The sequence below is a fragment of the Prescottella sp. D32 genome, from assembly GCF_037287305.1.
GTDB classification, from domain to species: domain Bacteria; phylum Actinomycetota; class Actinomycetes; order Mycobacteriales; family Mycobacteriaceae; genus Prescottella; species Prescottella equi.
Map to the genome: position 1 here is coordinate 276035 of NZ_JARBSW010000004.1, position 26444 is coordinate 302478.

Genomic DNA, 26444 nt, shown 5'->3' on the forward strand with positions numbered 1-26444 from the left:
AGCGCCATACTGGTCGGGTGGAGGCCGAGAGGCGGTTGCAGGTGTCGGACGTCGCGTCCGCGGCGTGGGGATACGTTCGCCGCGCGCCGGGCACCTTCGTGTGGCTGGCCGTCCTGTTCGTGACGACGGTCGTCATGCATCATCTGTCGCCGCAGGTGCTGAACGACGTCCTCGGCGACCGGTCGACCAATCTGCACCACCTGCGCGAGGATCCGATCCGAGTCCTGGTCACGAGCGCGTTCTGGATCGCGGGCGGCACGTGGATCGGCTATTTCCTGCTCTTCAACCTGTTCCACGTGCCGGTGGAGCGTTGGCTCGGGTCCTGGCGATGGTTGTCGGTCGCAGTGATCGCGCACGTCGGGGCGACGTACATCAGCGAGGGCGTGCTGTACCTGGCGATCCAGCATCACCGCGCCCCGGAATCGGCTGTCAACACCCTCGATGTCGGGGTCAGCTACGCCCTCGCGGGAGTCATGGCTGTGTTGGCGTACCGGATCGCGCCGCCGTGGCGCTACGTGTACGTAGTCGGCGTGCTGCTCGTCTACGGGCTCCCCCTGTTCGGTGGGCTCACCTTCACCGACATCGGCCATTTCACCGCGGTGATGATCGGCTTCGGGTGCTATCCGCTCACCCGGTCGCGCCCGGGAGTGTGGGATCCGGCGGACTGGTTGCGCGGAATGCGTCAACGTGTCGGAGCGCACAGGTAGCGTTCGCGCCATGACCGAACCGGTGAAGGGTCCCGCGTCCTACTTTCCGTCGATCGAGAAGAAGTACGGCAAGCCGATCAGCGAGTGGCAGAGCCTGATTCGCTCCTCGGATCTCACCAAGCACATGGAGTTGGTGAGCTGGCTCAAGAGCGAGCACGGCCTCGGCCACGGGCATGCGAATGCCCTCGTCGCGCACACGCTGAAGGAGGATGCGACGGGCTGATGCGCCGAGTATCGGCCTAGGCGCCGGTGACGTCGAGTCCGTGCAGCCGCTTCGCGGTGGGCGACTTGTCGACGGATTCCGTATCCGGCTCGGTGCCGAACAGGCGGTCGGCGGTCCCGGACGTGGTGACCGTGAACCAGTAGTGCTCGTTGCGGTAATGGTGGTTCCGGTGATGCCGCCACGTCGCCTTGTACAGCGCAGTCTTCGGCTTGTAGTCGGTGTGGATGAGGAAGTGCGTCCACTCGTAGCCAAGGCCCAGCGCGGTGATGCCGATCAGGAACGTCAACCCGAGCTCGAGGCGGGGTGTCGCGAGCAGCGCGATCGCGAGGAGGAGTGGCACCAGCCACGCGAACACCGGCGCGGGAATGAAATCCAGCGGAATGTTCCGCGGATCCCCGTGGTGCGCGCGGTGTTTCCGGGCGAGCAGTGGGTCGATCGTGAACCCGGCTACCCGCTTCGGGCGCCAGTGCAGGACGAACACGTGGATGATCCACTCGAGCACCGGGAACAGTGCGAGCATCACCAACGGCACCAGAGCGTCGGCCCAGGTCCAATTACCGACGACCGACCGTGCCGCAACCGCGCCGAGGGACAACGTTCCGATGATCCACGGACTCGGGTGATGCACGAACTCCCGGAACGCGGCAGCAAGGGTGACGTTGCGCCCGAAGGCCGGCGACTCTGAGCGGGCGATGGTCACGAGTTCTCCTCGGATGCATCCCGTGCGGCCACCAGGGCGCTACCCAGGAGTGTGGTCGCCGGCTCGAGCAGGGCATGCGCCGCGGCGAAGGCCGCCTCTCGGTCGCGGCGTCGAATCGCGTCGGTGATCGCACGGTAGCGGTCGCTCTCGTTCACCTCGGCCGCCATCACCATCGCCAATGCGTCGATCATCGGTTCGTATGCACGGCGCAGCGTGTTGAACATCAGCCGGAACGTGATCGAGTCGGCGCCGTCGACGACCAGGTCCCAGAAGTCGAGGGCGATGCGTTGCCTGGCCACGGGATCGTCGGCGGCCGCGAGGGCATCGACGGCGGAGTCCAGCACGTCCGCCGTGCCCCCCGGTGCGCGCTGTGCCGCGAGTTCCGCGACCTTCGGCCCATCCAGAGCCGGGCCTCGAGAATGCTGTGCGCCACCGCCGGATCGATCTCGCCGCCTCGGACGAGCAGTCGGGGGAGTAGGTCCAGGCCGCCCCTCCTGCGTAGGTCGTTGACCACTGTCGCGCCGCCCTGCCGGACGTCGACCAGCCCCATCGCGGCGATCCGGCCCAGAGCCTCGCGCACCGCAGGACGGGACACCCCGAGCGCCTCCGCCATGCGCCGCTCGCTGAGCAGGGTCTCACCTGGTGCCACCCGACCGTCGACCACGCGGCCGAGCAACTGGTCGAACACGTCGTCGGGAATCGAGCGGCGCTGCACCGGAGTGAGATCCATGTCACAGACGTTAGGTCCGCTCGGTACGGTGGTCAAGTGGTCAGACCAGTTTCGGTGAGGCGGCGTTGGAACCCGGCGAGCAGGATCGCAATGAAGACACTGGGTAGGCAGTACCCGACGAATGCGAGGGGAAGGCCCTCGCCCGGAAATGGTCGATTTCCGAGGAGGAAAGCGATGACGATGAGTGCAACCAGCGTGGCCGCGACGCCCCATGCGACGAGTCTTCGTGGCGCGAGTATCGGTATCGCGCACAGTGCCACCGGGAGCGCGAGCGGAACCAGCAGGCCGGCACCGTAGAAGTCGTACGTCGACGTCGTGCAGTCGTCCCAATCGGAAATCAACTCTGTCGGTAGCAGACCCAACTGGCATTCACTCGTCCACCACATGGGTTCGATCGCCGTGCCGATGGCCAGCATGACGGTGAGGGCCACGAGTACCAGCCACTCGATTCGGACGAAGATCACCCGGTGATCCAAACATGCGCACCACGGCGCCCGCGTCAGTCGCGGCCACCCGGAATTCGTCGCGGGGTCCAGTTCGCCGACCACGGGGCTGCCGTGAACGACGTCGGCTGGTCGAGGCGCTGGACCGTGCCACCTCGGGCGCCGAACGACGAGCGAATCGAGGCGCCGTCCGCGTGGACGTCGACCTGCAGGGAACCGTCGACGATCGCCAGCACCCACCGGTCAAGTTCTTCGAGCAACGCGGCGGACCCGCGATCGCAGGCGTCGCATCCACAATCGGGAATCTCCGCCATCCGCACCGCTGGGTCGCCGGCCGCAACCGTGACGGTGAAGATGTGCTCGCTGTCCACCGGCGTGTGCGTCGTCAGCACCAGGGGTACCGCACCGTTGGCCGTGGGTTCGAGGACGGTGGCGACCCCTCCGGGTTCGATGGGGCGCAACGCCCACTCCACGTGCGAGCCTTCTCGTGCCCAGCGCCGGTCGCGCAAAACCCGCGTCCAGGCCCGCGCGCGGGCCACCACGATCACGAACTTGTCCGGGTTCGTGAGTCGCTCGTACTCCGCCTCGTCCGGCTCAGCGCCGTCCTCGTACGGGTTCGGCCATCCCGGGGCGGCCGCGCCGGTGACCGCGAACGTCGCGTCGACGTCGTCGAGCAGTTCGCAGATTTCGCGCGAGAGCACCGCTACGTCCGCACCCCAGCCGGTTTCGTGCATGCGTCGAATACCGGTGTTGTACCGCTCCCACCACGACATATCCGGATCAGCACCCACTTGTGGGACGCTACCCGGCTGCGGGAGAGATGTCTGTGACGGCATTGTCGGCGTAATGAGTGGCACGGGATTCGATGGCATCGAACCGCTCGCCGAGGTGTGATGTATCGATGGATGGATCGAAGACCGACGGACGCGACTGGGACGAGCGCGGTCTTCGGATGGTTCCCGACGTCGACGCGGGACAGTGGATCGTCGACCGGGTTCACTGCTTCGATCACACGATCGCGTCGCTGCTGCCGCCGCATTTTCCTGCCTACGCCCGCATTTTCCATCCGGCAGCCATGGCCGACGACCGGCCGGTGCGCTGGTCCGAGGTTGCGGCCGCGAACGGCACAACAGCGCACCCGGTTATGGAATGGGGGTCGATCGTTCGCGCCTGGGATCTCCCGAACCAGCTCGGAGTGTGGGACGACGAACCGTCGCGAGGTTCGCTGCCTCCGGCGACCGCCCGCGCACTGGCCGCGATCCTGCGTCGCTTCACCGGAACGCCGGAGATGTGCTGGTTCGCGCACTGGGAGGGCTCCGGGCACATCTGTGCACCTTCCGACTATCGACGCCTTCGCATGCCGGCGCGGGACATGATTCTCTTCGCCGGTCCCCTGGACATGGCCGACACACAGTTCGGCGCGACACAACAGTTTCCCACCGGGATGAGCGCACATCTGTGGTGGCCCGACGACCACGCGTGGTGCGTGGCAACCGACATCGACCTGATGTCCACCTACCTCGGGGCCTCCGCGGAGTGCGTCGCCGCAGTCCTGGCCGGCCAGGATCTCGAGGCGTTTCCCGTGTGCGCGGACCAGAGGCTGACCTGGGACAGCGACACTGTCAATCCGCTGCCGTCGGAACCTTACGGCTGATCGGCACCCACCACCGTCGAAGGGGAATTCAGGGCACGGGATCTGAGCGAAAGTGTGCCGTGAACTCCCGTTCGGGAGAGCGATGTCAGGCCGGGTAGTGCCGCGGAGTGAAGACCGTTGTCCCCGAAGCACTCTCGACAACCGTCGTCTGTGACGACCCGACGATCAGCAGGCAGCGCATATCGACGTCGGCGGGGTCGAGGTCCGCGAGGCGCACGATCTTGATCGACTCCTCGGGGCCGGCGACGTCGCGGCCGATGATCACCGGGGTGTCGGGGGAGCGGTGCTCGAGCACCAGGTCGCGCATCGCGGCCACCTGCCACGTGCGGGACTTCGACGCCGGGTTGTAGACCGCGAACGCCATGTCGGCGCTTGCCACCGCGGAGACGCGCTTGGCGACGATGTCCCACGGCTTGAGCCGATCCGACAGCGAGAGCATCGCGTAGTCGTGGCCCAGCGGGGCGCCGACCCGGCTCGCGACCGCGTTGGCGGCGGTCATGCCGGGCAGGATCCGGACGGGGACGTCGCGCCACTGCTCCTCGGCCGCCACCTCGAGCACGGCGGCGGCCATCGCGAAGACGCCCGGATCGCCGGACGAGACGACGGCGACGCGGGCGCCGCGCTTGGCCATGTCGAGCGCCATCGCGGCGCGTTCGGCCTCGACGCGGTTGTCGCTGGCGTGCCGGCGCTGGCCCGGCCGGATCGGGACCCGATCGATGTACGTGGTGTAGCCGACCAGGTCGGTGGCCAGGGCGAGCTCCTGCCGGACTTCCGGGGTGGTCCAGGCCTGGTCTCCGGGACCGAGGCCGACGACGACCACCTCGCCGCGCGACGGTTCGGCCTCGGCGCGGTTGTTCACCGGGCTGGGCACGACGGCGATCGCGAAGTACGGCACGTCGGCGTCCTCGACGTCGTCGGCCTTCGCGACCCGTTGCCGGTCGGTGCTGGCACGCTCGACGTAGTACGTCTCGTCGATCCGTCCGGAATCCTTGAGCGCCTGGCGCACAGCCGGATAGGTGCGGCCGAGCTTCATGATCGCGGCCGCGTCGGTCTCACGGAGCCGCCGGGTGAGCTCCTCCTGCGGCAGCGTCCCGGGCAGGACGGTGAGCACCTCCTCGCCCTCGACGAGCGGCTCCGCCAGGGCGGCTGACGCGGCGCTGACGGCGGTGACGCCGGGGATGACCTCGGCCTCGAACCGGTCGGCCAGACGTTTGTGCATGTGCATGTAGGAGCTGTAGAACAGCGGGTCGCCCGCGGCGAGCAGTGCGACGCTGCGGCCGGCCTCGAGGTGCGCGGCCAGACGTTCGGCGGCCTGCTCGTAGAACTCGTCCATCGCACCCTGGTAGCCGCCCGGATGGTCGATGGTCTCGGTGGTCACGGGGTAGACCAGGTGCTCTTCGATCTGCCCCTCCCGCATGTACGGGGCGGCGACACCGCGGGAGATGCTGCGGCCGTGCCGGGCGCTGTGGAAGGCGACGACGTCGGCCTCACCGATGACGCGGGCGGCCTTGACGGTCATCAGCTCCGGGTCTCCGGGTCCGATGCCGACACCCCACAGTTTTCCGTTGGCGCTCATTCGATTTCGCTCGCAATCGCATTGAGGGCGGCCGCGGTGATCGCGCTGCCGCCGCGGCGTCCACGCACCACCAGGTACTCGAGGCCGGCGGGATGCTCGATCAGCGCTTCCTTCGACTCCATCGCGCCGATGAACCCGACGGGTCCGCCCACGATCGCGGCGGGCCGCGGTGCACCGGCCTCGATGAGGTTCAGCAGATGGAACAGTGCGGTGGGGGCGTTGCCGATCGCGACCACCGCGCCGTCGAGCTTGTCGCCCCACAGCTCGAGCGCGGCGGCCGAGCGGGTGTTGTCGATCGCCTTGGCCAGCACGGGAACTCGCGCGTCGTCGAGCATGCACAGCACGTCGTTGTCGCGAGGCAGGCGCTTGCGGGTGACTCCGGCAGCGACCATCTTGGCGTCACACAGGATCGGGGCACCACGGCGCAGCGCCTCGCGGGCATCGGCGACGACGTTCGGGGTGAACGCGACGTCGTCCACCAGATCGACCTGACCGCTCGCGTGGATCATCCGGACGACGGCCTGCGAGACGTCCGCGGGGAAACGGGCGAGGTCGGACTCGGCGCGGATGGTTGCGAAGGACTGGCGATAAATCTCCGCACCGTCGCGGATGTAGTCGATCATGCGCCACACGATAGAGGCATCACGTGGGCGGGTTCTCCACCCGGTAACCGTCGGGGTCGGCGACCACGTCTGTTACCTCACCGCGTGGACGCCCGCACTTGCGATCGCAGCCGGACCAGTGCTGACGACCGTCGGCGGGGAGGTCGCCGCTCTCGATCGCCGCCCGGGCGTCGGCCCGGACGTCGGTATGCGACTTGGCGCAGCCGGGTTGCCCCGCGCACGCGCTGACCTGCAGGTACGGTGAGTTCTCGTCGAAGATCAGACCCATCGGCGCGAGTACCCGCACTACCTGCTCGGCCGCCCACTCCTCGAGGTCGGGCAGCACGATCGACCGCCACGGGGTGACGATGATCGGCTTCTCGACGGCGGCGAGGAACTCCGCGAGTCGGGCCGGGAGGGTGCCGAACGCGAGACCGGCGGCGAGCGCGACATTGCCGTCGGGCTGATCGAGCCACCCGATCGGGCCACGGTCGATCGCCCCCGGGAACTGCACCGGGTCCCCGTACGCGAGCCCGAGCCGTCCCAGCACGCGTTCCGTGCCACCCGGAACCTCGTTCAGTCGCCACGCGTCACCGCGGATCTCGGCGAACGTGCGCGCCGACGCCAGCAGCACGTCGACCGCGTCCGCCTCCGCGAGCCGGGCGCCGGTATCCGTACCCGCAAGGACCAGCGCGAACCTGCCGTCGTCCAGCGCGTGGACGCCGAAGTCGCCGCGCAGTCCCGAGATGTCGCCGGTGCCGTCGTCGAGCGTGAACAGGGTGCGTCCGGGCAGCTCGGCCAGCGCAGGGTCGGCGCACAGGCCGCGGTCCAGGTCGGTGACGAGGCCGCGCACGTCGGCGAAACCGCCGATCCGTCCCGACAGCGGGGAGGCCAGGATGTTGCGCACCCGCTCGTGCGTCGTGGACGGCAGCAGGCCGACGTCGGCGATGCGGCGGGCGAACTCCTCGGGATCGGACACCGCCCGCAACTGGACGTTGCCACGCGAGGTCAGCTCGATCTCGCCGTTACCGATCTCGTGCGCGGCCGTCGCCAAGGCCTGGAGCTGCGGCGATGTGATCACGCCGCCGGGCAGGCGAACCCGGGCGAGCGGGCCGTCGGCGGCCTGGTGGACCTGGAGGGCACCCGGGCACTTGTCCGGGCCGGAACGTGGAGATGACACGTCTCCAGGCTAGAGAAGTGCGGGGGCGGGTGCGCGCACGCCTGACCGGTAGGATCACCGGCGACCGCGGCAGAAGAGGAAGCCGGTGAGATTCCGGGCGGTCGCGCCACTGTGAAAGTCAGACCCTCTTCCGCCGCCCGAACCCGTTCCCGAGACGTGTCTCGCCGGAACCCTGCCGTGGGGCGCGAAACCCCGGAAAGGCTGCAACAGTGATCCTGCTGCTGTCGACGTCCGACACCGACCTGCTCAGCGCCCGTGCCAGTGGCGCCGAGTACCGCTGGGCCAACCCGGCCCGTCTGCTGGTCGACGAGGATCTGCCCGGACTGTTCGATGGCGTCGACCTGGTCGTCGTCCGCATCCTGGGCGGCCGCCGGGCGTGGGAGGACGGTATCGACGCGGTGCTCGCGTCCGGGTTGCCGGCGGTGGTGCTGGGCGGTGAGCAGGCCCCCGACGCCGAACTGATGGAGTGCTCGACCGTTCCCGCCGGCATCGCCGCCGAGGCGCACACCTACCTGGCCGAGGGCGGCGCCGCCAACCTGCGTCAGCTGCACAACTTCCTGTCCGACACGGTGCTGCTCACCGGCCATGGCTTCGAACCCGCAGTGCACCTGCCGAACTGGGGGGTTCTCGAACGCGAGACCCGCGCGGTGGACGGCCCGACAGTCGCGGTGCTGTACTACCGCGCCCAGCACCTGGCCGGGAACACCGCGTACATCGAGGCGCTGTGCCGGGCGATCGAGGATGCCGGGGCGAACCCGCTGCCGATCTTCTGCGCCTCGCTGCGCACCGCGCCCGGCGATCTGCTCGAGACGCTGGGCCGCGCCGATGCGATGGTCGTGACGGTCCTCGCGGCCGGCGGCACCAAACCCGCCAACGCGCAGGCCGGCGGCGACGACGAGGCGTGGGACGTCGCGGAACTCGCGGCGCTCGATGTGCCGATCCTGCAGGGTCTGTGCCTGACCAGCAGCCGCGAGGCGTGGGAGGCCAACGACGACGGCATGTCGCCCCTCGACGTCGCCACCCAGGTCGCGGTCCCGGAGTTCGACGGCCGCCTGATCACCGTGCCGTTCTCGTTCAAGGAGATCGACTCCGACGGCCTCACCGCCTACGTGCCCGACGCCGAGCGGGCCGCCCGGGTCGCGGGGATCGCCGTGAGGCACGCACGTCTGCGACGGATCCCGAACCCGGACAAGAAGATCGCGCTGATGCTGTCGGCCTACCCGACCAAGCATGCCCGCATCGGCAACGCCGTCGGCCTGGACACCCCGGCCAGCGCGATCGACCTGCTCACCGCGATGCGTGACCACGGCTACGACCTCGGCCCGGTCGACGGCGACGACGCGCTGCCCGGGCTCGCCGCCAAGGACGGCGATGCGCTGATCCACGCGCTCATCGCCGCGGGCGGGCAGGATCCGGACTGGCTCACCGCCGAGCAGCTCGAGGGCAACCCGATCCGCATCTCCGCCGCCCGCTACCGCGAGTGGTTCCAGACGCTGCCGCAGGACTTCCGCGAGGGCGTCGAGGAACACTGGGGCGCCGCGCCCGGCGAGCTGTACGTGGACCACTCGTCGGATCCCGAGGGCGAGATCGTCATCGCCGCGATCCGCGCCGGCAACGTCGTGCTGATGGTGCAGCCGCCGCGCGGCTTCGGCGAGAACCCGGTCGCGATCTACCACGACCCGGACCTGCCGCCGAGCCACCACTACCTGGCCGCGTACCGCTGGATCGCCGCGACCGCCGAACAGGGTGGATTCGCGGCGGACGCGATCGTGCACCTCGGCAAGCACGGCAACCTCGAGTGGCTGCCCGGCAAGACGCTCGGCATGTCGGCGTCGTGCGGCACCGACGCCGCGCTCGGCGACCTGCCGATGATCTACCCGTTCCTGGTCAACGACCCGGGCGAGGGCACGCAGGCCAAGCGCCGCGCGCACGCGACGCTGGTCGACCACCTGATCCCGCCGATGGCCCGCGCCGAGTCCTACGGCGACATCTCGCGGCTCGAGCAGCTGCTCGACGAGCACTCCAACATCTCGGCGCTGGACCCGGCGAAGCTGCCCGCGATCCGTCAGCAGATCTGGACGCTGATGCGGGCCGCGAAAATGGACCACGACCTGGGCCTGACCGAACGGCCCGAGGAGGACGTGTTCGACGACATGCTCATGCACGTCGACGGCTGGCTCTGCGAGATCAAGGACGTCCAGATTCGCGACGGCCTGCACGTTCTCGGCACGGCGCCGCAGGGCGACGCCGAGGTGGAGTTGGTGCTCGCGATGCTCCGGGCCCGGCAGATGTGGGGCGGCGAGCAGACCGTGCCGGGTCTGCGGGAGGCGTTGGGGCTCAGCGAAGCCGGCGACGAGGACCGTGGCCGCGTCGACCAGATCGAGGCGCAGGCGCACGCGCTGCTGTCCGCGCTGGCCGAGACGGACTGGGATGCGGAGGCCGCCGACCGACTGTCGGACGACGACACCGTGCGGCAGATCCTGCGCTTCGCCGCGACCGAGGTGGTGCCGCGGCTGCGGCAGACGTCCGGCGAGATCGACCAGGTGCTGCACGCGCTCGATGGCGGTTTCATCGCGGCCGGCCCGTCCGGGTCGCCGCTGCGTGGGCTGATCAACGTGCTGCCCACCGGCCGCAACTTCTACTCCGTGGACCCCAAGGCCGTGCCGTCGCGGCTCGCGTGGGAGACCGGTCAGGCGATGGCCGAGTCCCTCGCCGCCCGCTACCGCGCCGACCACGGCGAGTGGCCCAAGTCGGTAGGCCTGTCGGTGTGGGGCACGTCCGCGATGCGGACGTCGGGTGACGACATCGCCGAGGTGTTCGCGCTGCTCGGTGTCCGCCCGGTGTGGGATGAGGCGTCGCGCCGTGTCACGAGCCTCGCGGTGATCGACCTCGCCGAACTCGGCCGCCCGCGCATCGACGTCACCGTCCGGATCAGCGGATTCTTCCGGGACGCGTTCCCGCACGTGCTGGCGCTGCTCGACGACGCCGTCCGCCTGGTCGCCGGCCTCGACGAGTCCCCGGAGGACAACTACGTCCGCGCCCACACACAGGCCGACGTGGCCGAACACGGCGACGACCGCCGCGCCACCACCCGCATCTTCGGCTCCAAGCCCGGCACGTACGGCGCCGGCCTGCTGCAGCTGATCGACTCGAAGAACTGGCGCGACGACGCCGACCTGGCGCAGGTGTACACCACGTGGGGCGGCTACGCGTACGGCCGCGGGCTCGACGGCGTTCCCGCGTCGGACGACATGCGCAGCGCGTACAAGCGGATCACGGTGGCCGCGAAGAACACCGACACCCGCGAGCACGACATCGCCGACTCCGACGACTACTTCCAGTACCACGGCGGCATGGTCGCCACGGTCCGCGCGCTCACCGGCAAGGACCCGGAGGCGTACATCGGCGACAGCACCCGCCCCGACGCCGTCCGCACCCGGACGCTGTCGGAGGAGACCGCGCGCGTCTTCCGGGCCCGCGTCGTGAACCCGCGGTGGCTCGACGCGATGCGCCGCCACGGCTACAAGGGCGCCTTCGAGATGGCCGCGACCGTCGACTACCTGTTCGGCTACGACGCGACCACCAACGTCGTCGCGGACTGGATGTACGAGAAGCTCGCCGAGACGTACGTGCTGGACGAGCAGAACCGCAAGTTCATGTCCGAGTCGAACCCGTGGGCGCTGCACGGCATCTCCGAACGCCTGCTCGAGGCCGTCGAGCGCAAGATGTGGGAGGAGCCGTCCCCCGAGGTGCTCGACGGCCTGCGACAGGTGTACCTCGAGACCGAGGGCGAGCTCGAGGGGGAGTAGCCCGACCGGCTACTTCCGCCAGAACAGGTGGTGGGTGACCCCGCTCGGGCTGGGCACTGTTTCCAGATGGAATCGGTCGCGCAGCTCGTCCGGGGTCTCCCACAACCGCAGGCCCGTTCCGAACGTGATCGGGGAGACGGCCACGTGCATCGTGTCGACCAGATCGGCGTCGAGGAACTCGCGGATCGTGGTGACACCGCCGCCGAGTCGGACGTCCTTGCCCTGTGCCGCCTCCTTCGCCTGCTCGAGGATCGTGGCGGGCTCGCCGTCGACGAAGTGGAACGTGGTCTCGCCGCGCGTGATCGACGGCCGGAGGTGGTGGGTCGCGACGAACACGGGCGTGTGGAACGGCGGCTCCTCACCCCACCAGCCCTCCCACTCCAGGTTCTCCCACGGGCCGCGCTGCGGCCCGAACTTGTTGCGACCCATGATCTCGGCGCCGATGTTGTGGGAGAAGTCGCGGGTGAAGTAGTCGTCGAGGCCGCGGCTGCCGCCGCCGTCGGTGCGCATGGGCCAGCTCGCCGTCGCGCCCGCCCACGCGAGCATCTCGCCGGGGTCGATGCCGAACGGACTCTCGAAGGTCTGGTTCTCACCGCAGGCGACGCCGTCGCTCGAGACGTTGAAGTTCTGGACCCGTAGCAGCTGACTCACGTAATGCTCCGCTCTCGAAGGTGGTGTTACGAGAAGACAGACTCGCCGCGGCGACGAAACTCATCACGGCGCGGCTTCAGTCCTGTCCGTGACGATACGAGACTGACCGTTCTGTCGTCGGATCCCGACGGCGTGCCACCATGGATAGGTCGACGCTCTACGCCTGATGCTGACCGGAGGCCGTGGCGATGGACGACTGGACGAGAAGCGAGCGCCCGCGGGTCGTGGTCGAGACCGAGAACGGCCGTACCAGCCACAGCGCAGGCAAAGCGGTACGCATCGGCCGGGACCCGCAATTGGAGATCACGATCGTCGATCCTGTGGTGTCGCGCGAGCATGCGCGGCTTAGATGGGACGAGGGATGGCAGCTCGTCGACTCCGACAGCAAGAACGGGATCTACGTCGACGGCAAGCGCCGAGACGAGGTACCCGTCACGGACTCCGTCCTCGTCCGCCTGGGTGACGCGGTCGAGGGACCCACCATGCGGATCTCGATCGAGGATCCCGACGCGACGCGACGGGACGTGGGCGGTCGATGGGACGAATCGACGATCGACGTGGGGGACTCGATCGCCCCGCCCGCGGCAGCGACACCAGCGTCGGCGACGGCACCCCACGAAACCGTCCCGGCGGGAGCCCTCACGATCGGACGGTCCCCGGACAACGACATCGTCGTTCGGGATGTGCTGGCCTCACGCCGTCACGCGATAGTCCACACCGCGCCGTCCGGCCTCGAGATCGACGATCTGGGCAGCGTCAACGGAACGTTCGTCGACGGCGACCGGGTGTCGCGCGCACGGCTGACCGACGGCGACGTCGTCACAATCGGCAACACCGACCTCAGCGTGCAGGAAGGCCGCCTCGTTCGACGGCAGGCGCCGACCACGACCGCCGGCGGTCTACGTGTGGACGGCGTCGGACTCACCATCGAAGGCGGGCGACGACTGCTGGAGGACGTCACCTTCACGGCGGGACCCGGCAGTCTCACCGCGGTGATCGGACCCTCCGGCGCGGGAAAGACCACGGTCGCCAAGATCATCTCCGGTTCGGCAAGCCCCACGGAAGGCGTCGTCGAATTCGATGGGCGCAGCGTGCACACCGACTATTCGGTCCTGCGCTCCCGCATCGGCATGGTCCCGCAGGACGACGTCGTCCATCGGCAGCTGACACTCCGGAAGGCCCTCGGCTACGCCGCCGAGCTGAGACTGCCGCCGGACACCACCCGGGCCGACCGTGAAGCGGTGATCGCTGGGGTACTCGACGAACTGCAGCTGACCGAGCACGCCGACACGCGCGTCGATCGCCTCTCCGGTGGGCAACGCAAACGCGCATCGGTTGCGCTGGAGTTGCTCACGGGCCCTTCCCTGCTCATCCTCGACGAACCGACCTCAGGTCTCGACCCCGCGCTCGACCGACAGATCATGGCGACCTTGCGCGGCCTCGCCGACTCGGGCCGCGTCGTCGTCATCGTCACGCACTCGCTGTCGTACCTCGAGATGTGCGATCAAGTGCTGCTCCTCGCCCCGGGCGGCAAGACCGCCTACGTCGGCCCGCCGGACCGAGTGGGGGCCGCGCTCGGCAGCACCGACTGGGCCGACATCTTCGCCCGTGTCGCATCCGACCCGGACGGAGTGTTCGCCGAATATCGCGCCACCCGACCCGAAGTGGCGCCGCCGCCGAGCCCGCCCGGGCCTTTGGGGCGTCCCGCGCACACGTCGAGGCGCAAACAGTTGAGCACCGTCTCCCGCCGCCAGGTTCGGCTGATCCGCGCCGACCGGGGCTACCTGATCTTCCTGTCGCTGCTGCCGTTCGTGCTCGGCGGCCTGGCCCTGCTCGTACCGGGAGACACCGGGTTCGGGCAGTCCGGTGCCGACGTATCCGGCGAGCTGACCCAGATCCTGGTGGTGCTGATTCTCGGCGCCGCGTTCATGGGCTGTTCACTGACCATCCGCGACCTGGTCGGCGAGCGCATGGTCTATCAGCGCGAACGTGCCGCCGGTCTGCTGCCGTCCGCCTACCTGACGGCGAAGATCGTCGTGTTCTGCGCCGCCGGCATCGTGCAGTCGGTGATCATGGTGCTGATCGTCTACGTGGGCAAGGGTTTCCCGGGCCACGGCAGTGTGCTCCCGTCGGGCTCCGTCGAACTGATCGTGGACATCGCCGCCACCACCTGCTGCTGCGTCGTGCTGGGACTGGCGTTGTCCTCGGTGGCGCGGTCGAGTGAGCAGGTGCTGCCGATGCTGGTGGTCACGATCATGGCGCAGCTGGTGATGTGCGGCGGATTGATCACGATCACCGGACGCGCCGTGCTCGAACTGGTCGCGTGGCTGTTTCCGTCACGCTGGGGGTTCGCGGCCGCCGCCTCGACGGTGGACCTGGTCACCAACGCCACCGGCACCGAGCCGGACACGCTGTGGCAGCACACAGGATCGTGGTGGCTGCTAAGCATCGCCATGCTGGTGCTCATCAGTTGCGTGCTCGCGGTATTCACCTACAGCCGACTCCGGCTGCGCCGTCGGTAGGGGCCTACAGCCGGCGGTCGAACGCGAGTGTCGGTTGGGCCGTGGGGATGTCCACGGTGTAGACCCGCAGTCGCACCGAATCGGGGTTCAGGTCCATTACCATGAATCCGAGGTCGTCGAAGTTCTGGTAGAGATTCGCTCGGTCCGGGCTGGTGGACTTGCCGTGACTGTCCTTGCCGGTCGCACCGGAGACGATCTGCCGGGTGCCCTTGGAGGCGACGGTCGGCTCGAGCACCTGCAGTGTGTGATCGTGCCCGGACAGGATGAACTGGCAGCGACCGACGACGTGGTCCTCGTAGAAGCGCTTGGCGTGGACGCCGTTCATCGGTTCGATCGGAATGCCGTCGTACGCACCGGCGTCTCCGTGCGAGCCGTTGCTCAGGTACGGGTGGTGGGTGCACGCGATCTTCCACTTCGCCGGCGATGCGGCGATCGCCGCGTCCAGCCACGCGCGCTGCTCGTTCATGAACTGCCCGTCCGCCGCCCAGTACGGCACGAACAGCGGGGGCAGATAGGCGGCGACCGGGTTGAGGTCGAGCACGAAGAACTCCACGATCGGGTTCTCCTCGGGCACCCGCGCCGAGTAGTACCGCGACGGCATCCACCACTTGCGTGAGGTCTGGTGGTAGCCCACCTCGTCGTTGCCGCGCAGCAGCCAGCCACCGTCGCCGGGGAAGAGGGCGGTGTTGTCGTGGTTGCCCAGAGCCATCACCCACGGGAAGTCCAGGCCGTGGTTGGGGTCCTCGAACTTGGTGGCGAACTGGACGTCGCGGTCACCGTTCGGTCCGGCCTCGTAGATGTTGTCGCCCAGGCCGAGTGCCATCCCGAACGGCTCGGCGCCGTGCACCTTGCGCATCGCGTCCGCGACCGCCCACTGCGCAGGCGTGCCGGTTCCGGCGTCGCCGGTGACGAGCACCCGCACACCGGATCCGGTCGGGAAGGCGAACTTGCCGCCGGCGGGGACGACTCCCGGAACAGCGGCGACGGCAGTCGGTGCCAGGGCGGCCAGTGAGACGGCCGCACCGGCCAGGCCGGCTCCGGCGAGGAAACTGCGGCGGTCGATCGGGTTGAACTCGGTCACGGGCGGTCCTCGTCAATGTCCAGGATGTCGGGAAGTCCGTCCCAGCAAACCGCACGACGAGCCGGAGAACGCTCGAAACAGCAATATCTCCACCGATATTCACGAAACGTTCAATCGGCCGACGGCTGGACGGTGGTGCTCAGTGGTGGTCGAGCCATGTGAGGATTGCCTTGACCCGGCGGTTGTCCTCGCCGGGCGGCAGACCCAGCTTGAGGAACACGTTGGCCACGTGCTTGCTGACCGCCGCCTTCGACAGGAACAGATGGTCGGCGATCTCGCCGTTGGACTTGCCCTCGGCCATCAGCGCGAGGACCTCACTCTCCCTTGCCGTCAGCCTGCCGAGCGGCCCCGACGAGGAATCCGGCCGGGTGACGTGGCGCACCACCTCCGGGTCGACCACGACGCCGCCGGAGGACACCGTCTCGACCGCGCGCAGGAAGTCGCCGACGCGACCGACCTTCTCCTTGAGGAGATAGCCGACTCCGTCTGCGCCGGGTCCGTTGAGTAACTCCTTGACGTACGGTCCGGTGACGTAGGCCGACAGCACCAGAATCGGCAGGTCCCGGTGGCGGGCTCGGAGATCCATTGCGGCGCGAAGGCCGTCGTCGGTGCCCTCGGGCGGCATCCGCACGTCGGTGATCACCAGGTCGGGCAGCTCACCCGCGGAGGCCATGGCGTCGACGGCCGACACCAGCGAGGGCGCGTCGTCACACTCGCGTACCACGTCGTGCCCGCTGGCCACCAGGATCTCCTTGATCCCGGCCCGGATGAGCGGGGCATCGTCGGCGAGCACGATTCTCATGGCTTCACAGTTCCTCGTCGTGCTCGGATCCGAATCTTCACCACGGCGGTTCGGCGGGGGCCGTCACCACCACCGTAGTTCCCACACCGGCCGGACTCACCACCCGAATGTCGCCGCCGACACTGCGCATCCGCTCCCGCAGCCCCACCAGCCCGGTGCCACGTCCTTCACCGAGTTCGACGCCGCCGCCGCCCTCGTCGACGATCCTCGCCGTCACACCATCGGAGGTGCAACAGAGCTCCACGCGGACGTGGTCGACTCCGGCATGTTTGACGACGTTGGTAAGCGCCTCCGAGATCGTGAAGTAGACGGCGCCCGCGATGGGGGCGGACAGTGGCGAGTCGTCGCCCTCCGCCTCGAACTCGACGGACAGCGGCGATCGGGAGACCAGTTCGCGCACGGCCGCCACGAGCCCCAGATCGGTGAGGTCGCGCGGGTGGATGCCGCGCACCGTCTCCCGCAGCCGCTCGAGCGCCCGCTCGGCCTGCGCGTGCGACCTCGAGGCAAGTTCCCGGAGCCACTCAGTGTCGGCGCCGGCATCGGCGGCCGACTCGAGCATGCCGAGACTGAGCACCACCGCCACGAGGTCCTGTTGCGCGCCGTCGTGCAGGTCCCGTTCGATGCGTTGCCGTTCCAGTTCGAAGGCTTCGGTCAGCGAGGCACGACTGCTGCGGAGGTCGCGAAGCTGGGATTGAAGATCGCGGTCGCGCTGTGTGGAGAAGCCGAGCAGCGTCACGTCGCGCAGCGACGAGATTCCCGCCAGCAACGCCGCTGTCACCACAGCCAACACGAAGCCGAAGGGCACCGCCGCCACCGACTGTCCGGCGGACGACGGAGTGAATGGACCCGCCTGCGCCGCGATGCCGAACGCCCAGAACACGGGGGAGAAGATCAGCACCAGCGCGCCGATGAAGCCGAAGAACGCGATCAGCAGCGACAGCACGCTCAGCACCACCGAGACCAGCAACACCGGGAGATCGGTGCGCCACAGCCCGGAAGTACGCACCCGGGACCGGATCCAGGGCCACCACGGCTCGTCCTTCGGCCGCAGCGGACGGCTCGGCGCACCGCACGCGGCGGCGCGCATGCGGTCGAGTTCGGCGGCGACCACCGCGGTGATCGGCAGCAGCGGCACCAACACCACGCCCACCAGCAGGAGCGGTAGGAGCGCCGCGGCGGCCATCTCCAGCACCACCCTGCGGCCCAGGCGTGAGGACGACATGGCATCGAACTCTGCCAGACGCCGAGCCCCGAGAAGGTAGTGCTCGCTCTACCTTCTCGGGGAGGCAGCACCAGTGTTTGCCGGGCGTGAAACCGATCGAATGGATTCATGCCACACGACGCCTCGACCACCGCCCCCTGTATCCGGCTGCGCGGCCTGCGCATGGACTTTCCCGTTCCCGGTCGTCGCCGTGACACCACCCGCGTGCTGCACGATATCGACCTCGACATCCCCGAGGGCCGACTCACCGCGATCGTCGGTCCCTCCGGGTCCGGGAAATCCACCCTGCTCTTCTGCGCGGCCGGCCTCGAGGTGCCCACCGGTGGCACCGTCGAGGTGCTCGGCACCGACCTCGGTTCCCTCGGCGCCCGCAAGCGCGCAGCGTTTCGCAGCGAGCACATCGGTTTCGTGTTCCAGGAGTACAACCTGGTCAGCTCGCTGTCGGTCGAAGAGAATATTGCGCTTCCGGCCCGCCTCGCCGGTCACAAGGTGCCGCGAGCCCGGATCCGCGACGCCATGGACCGACTGGGCATTCGCGAACATGCCGGACGTCGACCCGACCGGCTGTCGGGCGGTGAACGCCAGCGCGTGGCGGTCGCCCGCGTCGTAGCCAACCGGCCTCGCATCGTGTTCGCCGACGAGCCCACCGGGGCGCTCGATCTCGCGTCGGGCCGGGTGGTGCTCGACTGGCTGCAGGCCCTGCCCGCGCAGGGCTCGACGGTGGTGATGGTCACTCACGATCCCCATGCCGCGGCCCGCGCCGACCACGTGGTCGTGATGGGCTCCGGGCGTGTCCACGGCGTCATTCCCGGCGGCGACAGCCGCGCCGTCAGCGACTCCATCCTCGAGGCACAGGCCGCTACCGCGGGCGAGGTGCTCGCATGATCCGCCTCGTTCTCGCCGACATCCGACGCCAGTCCGCCATGTGGCTGTGGACCGTCCTGTGCGCCACCGTCGGTGGCGCGTGCGCCGCGGGGGCCGTCATCGCGATGCTCACCGCGATCGGTTCGGCTCAGTCCGCGGGCGACGCCGACATGACCCAGGCCGCGATCGCGCTGGGCGGCAACATCGTGTTCTTCACCGTCCTCGCCGCGGTCGCCGTCGTCGCATCCACGGTCGGGCTCACCCTCACCGCACAGCGCCGCGAGCACGCGCTGTGGCTGATCCTGGGCATCCCGCGACGCGCGGTGCGCCGGGTACTCCTCACCGAACTGCTGGTACTGGGACTGGTGGCCGGCGTGCTCGCGCTGCCGCTCGCGCTCGTGGTGGCCCGCGTCGCGCTGTGGCAGTGGACCGACACGGGTCTCGACCTACACGGCGCCCACGTCCACTTGCGGCTGTGGCACCTCGGCGCGACGCTGGCGGCCGGTGTCGTGCCGTGCCTGATTGGCGGATGGGGCGCCGCCCGACGTGCCTCGCGAACACCCGAGATGCGTGTCTTCCGCGACACCGCGGAACCGGTTGCCCGCCCCGGCATCGGCCGCAGTCTCCTCGCACTGAGCCTGCTCGCCGGCGTGGTCGGCATGTGGATCTCGGGTCTGGGCTTCGAACTCAGCGGACTCGAACAGCGCACCGCTTTCGCCTTCGCCGGAAACCTGTTTTTGGTGTGCCTTCTGCTCCTGATGGGGCCGTGGGTGCTCACGCCCCTGATGAGACTGTGGACCGCGCTGGTGCCGGCCGCCGATATCGCCTGGCGAGTGGCCGTGCAGTCCTGCCGCGCCCGCGCTGCGCGCAGCGTGACCACCGTCCTCCCATTCGCTCTAGCGCTGTCGATCGTGGGCACCTTCATGGTGATCGGCAACGCGATGCCCGGCAGTTCGACCGGGTTCGACGACGTGCTCGTCGTGCTCGGATGGGTATTCGTGGTCTCGTGGGTCGGCGGGCTCGCCGTCATCGCGCTGGTCGGTGGCGAACGTCGTCGGGACTCCGCCCTCATCAGTGCGGCTGGGGCCCGACCCGGAGTGATCGCCCGATCCACCGTGTACGAGGGCGTCATCTACGCCGTGACCGCGATCCTCTTCAGCCTCGTCACGCTCCTGGTGTCCTGCTGGACCATCGCCGTCGGGGCGCGGACGCCGATTGCCGACGTCGCAGGCGGCCTGCCCTGGCCGATGCTGGCGGGTCTGGCCGCCGGGACAGTGCTCACGACGTGCCTGTCGCTGGCGTGGCCCGCACTTCAGGCCTCGCGCATCGATGTCACCCGTGCGCTTCGCAGCTGAGTTCCGATCTCGAAAGCCCCTGCGATCCAACCAAAGTCATCACCGAACCCAACTCCCATCTCGAGAGGATGGAAACCCCATGTTCAAGCGGCACCGCACTCGACTTACTTCGATCATCGCAATACCGGTCGTGGCGGCATCGGCGATCGCGGCGTGCTCGAGTCCAGCCGTCGACGGATCCTCGGGTACGGCCACACCGGAGTCGGGAGTGAGCGTCGAGTTGCAGCGGCTGATCGACGCCGATCCGTGGGATGCAGGACATTGGGGGATCTTGGTCGCCGACCAGGAATCCGGTGAGGTCCTCGAGTCACTGAACGCAGAATCGCAGTTCGTGACCGGATCGACTGCGAAGACATTCGCCGTCGCCTCGGCACTCGAGGTCCTGGGTGGGGACCACCGCTTCCGAACCCCGATCGTGCACACCGGGGTGGTCACGCCGGAGGGTCGTCTGTCGGGTGACCTGATCATGGTGGGTAGCGGCGATCTCACACTGGGCGGACGGACGACTACCGCGGGCTCCATCGCAGTTCCCGACTTCGATCACTACGACGCCAACGCCGTGCCCGGAATGGCCACCATCACCCCGCAAGATCCACTCGCGGGGATCAACGAACTCGCTCGTCAGGTCGCAGCCACGGGAGTTCGGCACGTCGACGGCGACGTCATCGTCGACGATCGACTCTGGGACCCCGTGTCGATCGGGGGAGTGCCGATCACTCCGACGGTGGTCAACGACAATCTCGTCGACCTGCTCGTCACACCCGGGGAGCCCGGCGACCCGGCGACGCTCGACTGGCGTCCGAAGACGGCCGCGTTCACCGTCGACGCGGATATCACGACCACGCCCGCCGGAACAGCACCGTCCGTGACCACCGACAGCGACGCCGCTGGACACATCCAGGTGTCCGGCACCGTGCCCGCCGACGCCGCGGCGCCGTTCGTCGCGACCTACCAGGTGCCCGATCCGCCGGCATTCGCGCGCACCCTGCTCGTCGAGGCCCTGGCCCGTAACGGGATCACCACCAGCGCCCCCACAGTGGGACCGAACCCGGGCGACGCGCTCCCGACCTCACCCGAGGTGGCCGGACTTCCTGTGTCGGCGACCTACACGTCCCCTCCGTTCCGGGAGTACGCAAAGTTGATAAACAAGGTCAGCCACAACCTCGGCGCCAACCTCCTACCCCCGCTGATGGCCGTCCAGCGCGGACAGCGCACCTACGAGGACGGTATGGCCATCGAACGCGGCGTCCTCGCGAAGGCGGGCATCGACCCGAAATCGTTCACCCTGGTCGACGGGCAGGGGCTTCCGGGCGACAAGGCCGCGCCCATTGCGCAGACCGAGCTGCTTCGAGAGCTCGCTCGGTGGGACGACTTCAGCGTCTTCTACGACTCGATGCCGAGCATGGGGGTCGACGGCTCCCTGGCGAACGTGATCGCGCCTGATGATTCCGCCGTGGGCCACATTCGAGCCAAGACGGGGACGCTGATCGGAACGCTCGACGGACAACTCGCTCTCACCACGAAGGCGCTGGCCGGATACATCGACGCGAAGAGCGGGCGCCGCCTCGTCTTCGCGATCTACCTCAACGACATACCTGTGGCCAGCGGGTCGGTGGCCGACGCCATCGAGATAGCGCTCGATGCCAACGAGCAGCTCGGCGCCATGGCCGCCGCGATCTATCGATCGCACTGACGGCCGACAGTGCCGAGACAGTACAGATGCGCGCACGTCGCCACGATCACGCGACGGCGGCCCCCGGTTCCCACGTACTGTGGCGACATGACCACGCTGAGCGAGATCGGTGCCGCGAAATACGTTCTGCTGACCACGTTCCGGAAGGACGGGTCCGGTGTGCCGACGCCCCTGTGGGCGGCGATGGACGGCGATCGGATGCTGATGTGGACCGAGACGAAGTCGTGGAAGGTCAAGCGGATCAAGAATCGCTCGCGGGTCACGGTGGGCGCGTGCGATGCGCGCGGCAATCCGAAGGGCCCCCAGATCGACGCGACCGCCGCGGTTCTCGACGACGCCGGCACCGAGGAGACGCGGGACGCGATCGCGCGCAAGTACGGCGTGATCGGGTGGATCGCCGTCAAGGGCAGCATCCTGCGGCGCGGTCGCAAGGGCACGGTGGGCCTGGCGGTGACGGCTCCGTCCTGATGTGTCGACAGCTCGCCGAATCGGTCATTCCGTAATTCGTCGACGACGCGAACGGTTGCGGTGCTTCAATTCGCCCATGCGAAAAGCACTGCTGGCAGTTGCCTTGATCGCTTCGTGGTCGATTGCCGGGTCCCTGCCGGCGGCCGCCTCATCTCTGGGGGCGACGCAGCCGTCGTGGTCCGGCGACTACTCGGTGAATCGCTTCGCCGCGACCAAGACTGGCACGAGCCTCGCTGCAAGCCAGTGGGAACCCGATTTCGCCGACACCTACACGTTCGAGACGACGTGCACCGACGGCACATGCGTGGCCACCGTAGTCGGCGGGCCCGCCCCTGCCAATCCCACTCTGCCGCAACCGGCGCAGTACACGTGGGACGGCACCAGTTGGGTGCACCCCTACGACTGGGAGTGGGACTGCTGGATGGGTGAGGGCAACCCCAAGGTTTGGGCGCCGGCGCATTCCGAGGCCTACTACACACCACAACCGGACGGCACCCTCGTCGGATCGTGGCGCACCGACATCGCGAGCGGCCCGTGCGCGGGCTCGGTCATCATGAACGTCGCCGCCTACCCGGTCGACCCGCCTCCCGCGTTCGGCAGCGGCAGCTGACGTAGCTCGCGATCGGTGCGCGTGTGCCGGTCTAGGCTGCGGACGTGTCGCGAACTGTGTGGTGTGCCGCAGCCCTCGCCGCGGTGACGTTCACCGTGTGGTTGGGGACCTCGTGGTCGATGGCCGAGATCTCGCTGGCGTGCGCGAAGATCGGCGAGAGCGGATCCTCTTTCCGGTGCGATGACTCGATTGTCCACGTGCTCGGCGTGTGGCCGTTGGTCGGTCTGGGGCTCTTGCTAGCCACTCCGCCGGTGGTGGCGGCACTGGCAACGCGACGGCACGTCTCCTGGTCGATGGTCGCCGCACTCGTCGGCCTGTCGATCGCCGGGCTGGTGAACTGGACGTCCTTCTGGGGTTCGCTGCTCTTCGCTTTGCCACTCGCGGCTCTCGGGTGGGTCGCCACCATCCTGCAGCGGTCCGGCCCGGGTATGGCGTAGCTGCCGCCCTGCGGCGCAGCCGAGGCCGCAGGGCGGCAGCTACGGGGTCAGCGAGTCCGCGGATCCTGGAGCGACGCCATCGCTTCCATGAGCGAGGAGTGAACAGCGGTCAACTCCGGTGTCGCGAACGACTCCCAGGATTGCTCGCCCGCACCGGCCTCGACGGAATCGGACTGCACCCAGTTGCCTTCGCCGGTTCCGTCCGCCGATCCTTCATCCCAGGACGCGTTACCCGGATTGTGCTTGTACACCCACCACAGGTGGCCGAACGGGTCGGCGAACCGGGACAGTACGTCGCCCCAGAAATCCGTCGGCTCGGTGACGATCCGCGCACCACGCGCGGCGGCTCGCTTCAGCGTGGCGGCCGGATCGTCGACGTAGACGCGAACGAAGGACGGCGTATACGGCCAGTCCGGTTTGCGATCGGCGATCGTCAGCGTCGAATCGCCTATTCGCAGTTCGGAATGCAGAATCAGGTCGTCGGTGTCGGCGGTCCGCGCCTCGGTGACCTCGATCGCCCCGAACACATCAACCAGGAAGTCGAGCAGACCTGCCGCGTCGTCGGTCCAGATGAAGGGGTCGACCGTTGCGGACCCTGCGGGCGCCGGGGGGACTGCGGGAGTGGTGGACATACTGTCTCCTTTCGGTTGGTGCCCCCAGATTCGCCTCAGTTGCGGACAGTATGTGGCCACAAGTGCGCCTAGCCTCGGGGTGTGTCCACCAGTACTCGAACCCTTGCGCTTCTCGGTCTACTGCAGAGCCGTCGCCACTGGTCCGGTGCCGACCTGGCCCGCCGGCTCGACGTCAGTGAGCGAACCGTCCGCCGCGATGTACTCGGTCTCCAGGAGATCGGCTATCCGATCGTCACGACGCGCGGCACCGGCGGCGGCTACCAGCTCAGTCCGGGTGCCTGCCTGCCGCCACTGGTGCTGGGTGAGGAGGAGGCCGCCGCGACGGTGCTGGGGTTGAAGGAGATCGCCACCGGTGTCCATCCCGCCTCTGCGGAAGCCGCGGTGAGCGCCATGGCCAAGATCGTCCAGGTCCTCCCCGTTCGTATCCGTCGCCGGATCGACAGTCTGCGGACCGTCGTGACCCCCGCCGGCGAGAGGTACAACCGGGCCAGGATCGACGATGTCACCGCATTGACCACGCTCGCGCTGGCGTGCCGGGACGCCGAGACCGTCTCGTTCTCCTACCGCGGCAGCGGCGCGGCCATTTCGCATCGCACCGTTCAATCGCATCAGATCGTCAATGTCGAAAGCCGCCTCTACCTGGTGGCCTGGGATCTCGATCGCACCGATTGGCGTACCTTCCGGATCGACCGGATCGCGCAACCACGCCGTACCGGCGCACGATTCGCGCCGCGCAGCCTGCCCGGCGGCGATCCGGTGGAATATGTCCGCGACCGAATCAGGTCGATGCCGTCGAGGTACCGGGTGCACGCCACCATCCATGTCTCCGCCGAACGTGTCAGAGCCGAAATCGTCCACTACGGCACGGTCACCGCCATCGACCCCGGATCGTGTGAGGTCCATATCGCCGCCGAATCCCTGGACTGGGCAGCTTTCTGCCTCGTTTCGATCGGCGCACCGTTCGTCGTGCACGGACCACCCGAAGCCACCGACCTCATGAAGGACTGGGGATCCAGGCTCCTCACCGCCACACGAGCGACCTGAAACGAACTCGTCTCCGCATGCGGCGGTGATCGCCGCGGTTTCCCAGGACAAGGGCCGCACCTCGGTGGTGCCTGGTCAGGAAGGTCGTTCGGGTGTGAACGTTCACAACGCTCCGACCGCGCTTCTCAACTGGACAGCGTCCGATCGACGGTCGATCAGATCTCGAAGCCGGCGACCGCGTTCCCCGTGAGCGGATTGTGTTCGCGGGCATAGATTTCCAGGGTGGCGGGATTCTTGTGCCCGGTCTGCCGCATCACTTCGTGGGCCTGCGCGCCGTTCCGGAACGCCTGGGTGACGAACCCGGCACGCAGGGAGTGCCCGCCGAGGTTCGCGATCTTGGCGGGGGAGAGTCCGGCGTCGGCGGCGGCGCGGCGGATCACGCCGTGGATGCCCTGCCCGGTGAGGGCGCTGTCGCCGATGTTCCCGTTCACGCGCAGCGGCCGGAACACCGGCGCGGTCGCGAGTTCGGGGCCGAGGTCGGGGTAGGGGACGTGGCAGACGTGCGTGCGGAACGTGTCGGGGGCGCCCAGCAATTCGGCGATGCCGACGCGGCCACCCCGATGGTGAGCGAGAACGACGTCGAGCCACCGCCGGTAAACGCACGGCGGGCAGGCGCGGTGCCCGACCGCGAACGGGGTGGCCTTGACCATGCCGCCGCCCACCTGGTCGGTCTTCGATCGCCGCACCAGGATGTGCAGCCCGTCCTGGGGGTGCAGGGTGATGTCGCGCAGTTGCAGGCCGGACAGCTCGGCGCGGCGGAAGGCGCCCAGGAAGCCGATCAAGATGACCGCCGAGTCGCGGCGCTCACGCAGTCGGTCCTGCCACGTCTCGGCGTTCTGCCGCATCGCGGCGAGGATGTAGCTGATCTCGTCCCCCAGTAGGGGTGCGACGCGTTTGGTCGGGCGTTCCCCGGCCGCGGCGTAGGTGCGACGCAGGCCGGCCAATGTGTCCTTGACGATCTGGGCCTGCCCGGGCGCGGGGCGGGCGCACGCCCGGTGCCAGTAGTTGATCGACGCCACCCATCGGGTGAGCGTGTTCGTCGCGTACCTGCGTTCGCCGGTGCCGGCGCGCCGATCGGCGTGCTCGGTGAGATAGTCGGCGACGGTGTGCGGGTGCGCCGGCATCGGCACGTGCCCGCGCTCCGCGCACCAGCTGCGGAACTTGTCCCAGTCCGTGCGATAGTTCCGGGCGGTCGACGGGGAGTGCCGCTGCTCGAGAGCGGCCACGATCCGGGCCTCGGCGGACGCGGACAGCACCGGGACGGCGGGCTCGAGTCCGGGCCCGGTCGATGCCGTCGGGCGTTCGGGAACGGCAGGCAGAGCGGGCACGACACGGACCGTGTCGACCTCTTCACTCACACCCGTGCTCCTCTCGTGTCGACGACTGAGCCTACCGAGGGGTACCGACAGTTCCGTATGTCCGGGTGCGGTGCCCCATGC

The 26444-nt window shown here is 68.7% G+C and carries 24 protein-coding genes and 1 pseudogene; 12 read left to right on the top strand and 13 right to left on the bottom strand.

The window, feature by feature from the left end:
• The first annotated feature begins 17 nt into the window (after positions 1–17).
• On the top strand, positions 18–707 hold the full coding sequence (locus PSS76_RS18555; protein WP_337456500.1) for a rhomboid-like protein: 690 nt from the start codon (positions 18–20) through the stop codon (positions 705–707).
• A 10-nt stretch (positions 708–717) separates the two neighbouring features.
• The gene (locus PSS76_RS18560) at positions 718–930 is read left to right on the top strand and encodes a DUF4287 domain-containing protein (protein ID WP_005513199.1); all 213 of its coding nucleotides are present in this window, start codon (positions 718–720) and stop codon (positions 928–930) included.
• Positions 931–946: 16 nt separating this feature from the next.
• Here the strand turns inward: PSS76_RS18560 and PSS76_RS18565 are convergent, their stop codons facing one another.
• The 4 genes and pseudogenes from PSS76_RS18565 to PSS76_RS18580 all read right to left on the bottom strand — a co-directional run bounded on the left by PSS76_RS18565 (position 947) and on the right by PSS76_RS18580 (position 3594).
• The gene (locus PSS76_RS18565; RefSeq protein WP_337456501.1) at positions 947–1630 is read right to left on the bottom strand and encodes a sterol desaturase family protein; all 684 of its coding nucleotides are present in this window, start codon (positions 1628–1630) and stop codon (positions 947–949) included.
• Positions 1627–2360, bottom strand: a pseudogene (locus tag PSS76_RS18570) (FadR/GntR family transcriptional regulator). Before PSS76_RS18570 ends, PSS76_RS18565 begins: the two are co-directional and overlap by 4 nt.
• Before the next feature lie 32 nt (positions 2361–2392).
• Positions 2393–2824 carry a hypothetical protein gene (locus tag PSS76_RS18575; protein WP_084980030.1) on the bottom strand — a complete coding sequence of 144 codons (432 nt, stop codon included), beginning with the start codon at positions 2822–2824 and terminating at the stop codon, positions 2393–2395.
• Between the two features lie 35 nt (positions 2825–2859).
• Positions 2860–3594 carry a DUF6226 family protein gene (locus PSS76_RS18580; protein ID WP_237172295.1) on the bottom strand — a complete coding sequence of 245 codons (735 nt, stop codon included), beginning with the start codon at positions 3592–3594 and terminating at the stop codon, positions 2860–2862.
• Positions 3595–3704: 110 nt separating this feature from the next.
• Between PSS76_RS18580 and PSS76_RS18585 the strand changes: the two genes are divergently transcribed.
• Positions 3705–4457 (top strand): hypothetical protein, encoded by a 753-nt coding sequence (locus tag PSS76_RS18585; RefSeq protein WP_049799488.1) that lies wholly within the window; start codon positions 3705–3707, stop codon positions 4455–4457.
• 85 nt (positions 4458–4542) lie between these two features.
• On the opposite strand, the gene cobJ is transcribed toward PSS76_RS18585, so the two are convergent.
• Genes cobJ through cobG form a run of 3 tightly spaced genes read right to left on the bottom strand, consistent with a single transcriptional unit; the run spans position 4543 to position 7815 of the window.
• On the bottom strand, positions 4543–6033 hold the full coding sequence (gene cobJ / locus PSS76_RS18590) for a precorrin-3B C(17)-methyltransferase (RefSeq protein WP_069854847.1): 1491 nt from the start codon (positions 6031–6033) through the stop codon (positions 4543–4545).
• Entirely contained in the window at positions 6030–6656 is a 627-nt protein-coding gene (locus PSS76_RS18595; RefSeq protein ID WP_013416044.1) for a precorrin-8X methylmutase, read from the bottom strand. The genes cobJ and PSS76_RS18595 overlap by 4 nt, the downstream gene beginning before the upstream one ends.
• Before the next feature lie 19 nt (positions 6657–6675).
• Positions 6676–7815: a precorrin-3B synthase gene (gene cobG, locus PSS76_RS18600; protein ID WP_084987360.1), complete on the bottom strand. Its 1140-nt coding sequence runs from the start codon at positions 7813–7815 to the stop codon at positions 6676–6678.
• 209 nt (positions 7816–8024) lie between these two features.
• On the opposite strand from cobG, the gene cobN reads away from it, so the two are divergent.
• Positions 8025–11624 (top strand): cobaltochelatase subunit CobN, encoded by a 3600-nt coding sequence (gene cobN / locus PSS76_RS18605; protein ID WP_337456502.1) that lies wholly within the window; start codon positions 8025–8027, stop codon positions 11622–11624.
• A gap of 9 nt (positions 11625–11633) precedes the next feature.
• Here cobN and PSS76_RS18610 read toward each other — a convergent pair whose 3' ends face one another.
• Positions 11634–12275, bottom strand: coding sequence for a dihydrofolate reductase family protein (locus tag PSS76_RS18610; RefSeq protein ID WP_337456503.1), 642 nt, complete (start codon positions 12273–12275; stop codon positions 11634–11636).
• A gap of 188 nt (positions 12276–12463) precedes the next feature.
• Between PSS76_RS18610 and PSS76_RS18615 the strand changes: the two genes are divergently transcribed.
• Positions 12464–14797: an FHA domain-containing protein gene (locus tag PSS76_RS18615; protein ID WP_337456504.1), complete on the top strand. Its 2334-nt coding sequence runs from the start codon at positions 12464–12466 to the stop codon at positions 14795–14797.
• Positions 14798–14801: 4 nt separating this feature from the next.
• Here the strand turns inward: PSS76_RS18615 and PSS76_RS18620 are convergent, their stop codons facing one another.
• From PSS76_RS18620 to PSS76_RS18630, 3 genes are all read right to left on the bottom strand, one after another.
• On the bottom strand, positions 14802–15878 hold the full coding sequence (locus PSS76_RS18620) for a metallophosphoesterase (RefSeq protein WP_337456505.1): 1077 nt from the start codon (positions 15876–15878) through the stop codon (positions 14802–14804).
• Positions 15879–16017: 139 nt separating this feature from the next.
• On the bottom strand, positions 16018–16680 hold the full coding sequence (locus PSS76_RS18625; protein WP_337456506.1) for a response regulator transcription factor: 663 nt from the start codon (positions 16678–16680) through the stop codon (positions 16018–16020).
• 37 nt (positions 16681–16717) lie between these two features.
• A complete protein-coding gene (locus PSS76_RS18630) occupies positions 16718–17902 on the bottom strand; it encodes a sensor histidine kinase (protein WP_337456507.1) in 1185 nt (394 codons plus the stop codon).
• Positions 17903–18010: 108 nt separating this feature from the next.
• Between PSS76_RS18630 and PSS76_RS18635 the strand changes: the two genes are divergently transcribed.
• The 6 genes from PSS76_RS18635 to PSS76_RS18660 all read left to right on the top strand — a co-directional run bounded on the left by PSS76_RS18635 (position 18011) and on the right by PSS76_RS18660 (position 23329).
• Positions 18011–18787, top strand: a complete 777-nt coding sequence (locus PSS76_RS18635; RefSeq protein ID WP_337456508.1) for an ABC transporter ATP-binding protein — start codon at positions 18011–18013, stop codon at positions 18785–18787.
• Positions 18784–20121 carry an FtsX-like permease family protein gene (locus PSS76_RS18640; protein ID WP_337456509.1) on the top strand — a complete coding sequence of 446 codons (1338 nt, stop codon included), beginning with the start codon at positions 18784–18786 and terminating at the stop codon, positions 20119–20121. Before PSS76_RS18635 ends, PSS76_RS18640 begins: the two co-directional genes overlap by 4 nt.
• A gap of 208 nt (positions 20122–20329) precedes the next feature.
• Positions 20330–21814, top strand: a complete 1485-nt coding sequence (gene dacB / locus PSS76_RS18645; protein ID WP_337456510.1) for a D-alanyl-D-alanine carboxypeptidase/D-alanyl-D-alanine endopeptidase — start codon at positions 20330–20332, stop codon at positions 21812–21814.
• Between the two features lie 87 nt (positions 21815–21901).
• Positions 21902–22282, top strand: coding sequence for a PPOX class F420-dependent oxidoreductase (locus PSS76_RS18650; protein ID WP_337456511.1), 381 nt, complete (start codon positions 21902–21904; stop codon positions 22280–22282).
• A 76-nt stretch (positions 22283–22358) separates the two neighbouring features.
• Positions 22359–22892, top strand: coding sequence for an Rv2253 family sensor-like surface protein (locus PSS76_RS18655; protein WP_337456512.1), 534 nt, complete (start codon positions 22359–22361; stop codon positions 22890–22892).
• Between the two features lie 44 nt (positions 22893–22936).
• Positions 22937–23329 carry an ABC transporter permease gene (locus PSS76_RS18660; RefSeq protein WP_337456513.1) on the top strand — a complete coding sequence of 131 codons (393 nt, stop codon included), beginning with the start codon at positions 22937–22939 and terminating at the stop codon, positions 23327–23329.
• A 47-nt stretch (positions 23330–23376) separates the two neighbouring features.
• On the opposite strand, the gene PSS76_RS18665 is transcribed toward PSS76_RS18660, so the two are convergent.
• Positions 23377–23961, bottom strand: coding sequence for a VOC family protein (locus tag PSS76_RS18665; RefSeq protein WP_337456514.1), 585 nt, complete (start codon positions 23959–23961; stop codon positions 23377–23379).
• Positions 23962–24042: 81 nt separating this feature from the next.
• Here PSS76_RS18665 and PSS76_RS18670 point away from each other — a divergent pair, with 81 nt between their 5' ends.
• On the top strand, positions 24043–25005 hold the full coding sequence (locus PSS76_RS18670; protein WP_337456515.1) for a helix-turn-helix transcriptional regulator: 963 nt from the start codon (positions 24043–24045) through the stop codon (positions 25003–25005).
• A 155-nt stretch (positions 25006–25160) separates the two neighbouring features.
• Here the strand turns inward: PSS76_RS18670 and PSS76_RS18675 are convergent, their stop codons facing one another.
• On the bottom strand, positions 25161–26363 hold the full coding sequence (locus PSS76_RS18675) for a site-specific integrase (RefSeq protein ID WP_337456516.1): 1203 nt from the start codon (positions 26361–26363) through the stop codon (positions 25161–25163).
• Between the last annotated feature and the right edge of the window lie 81 nt (positions 26364–26444).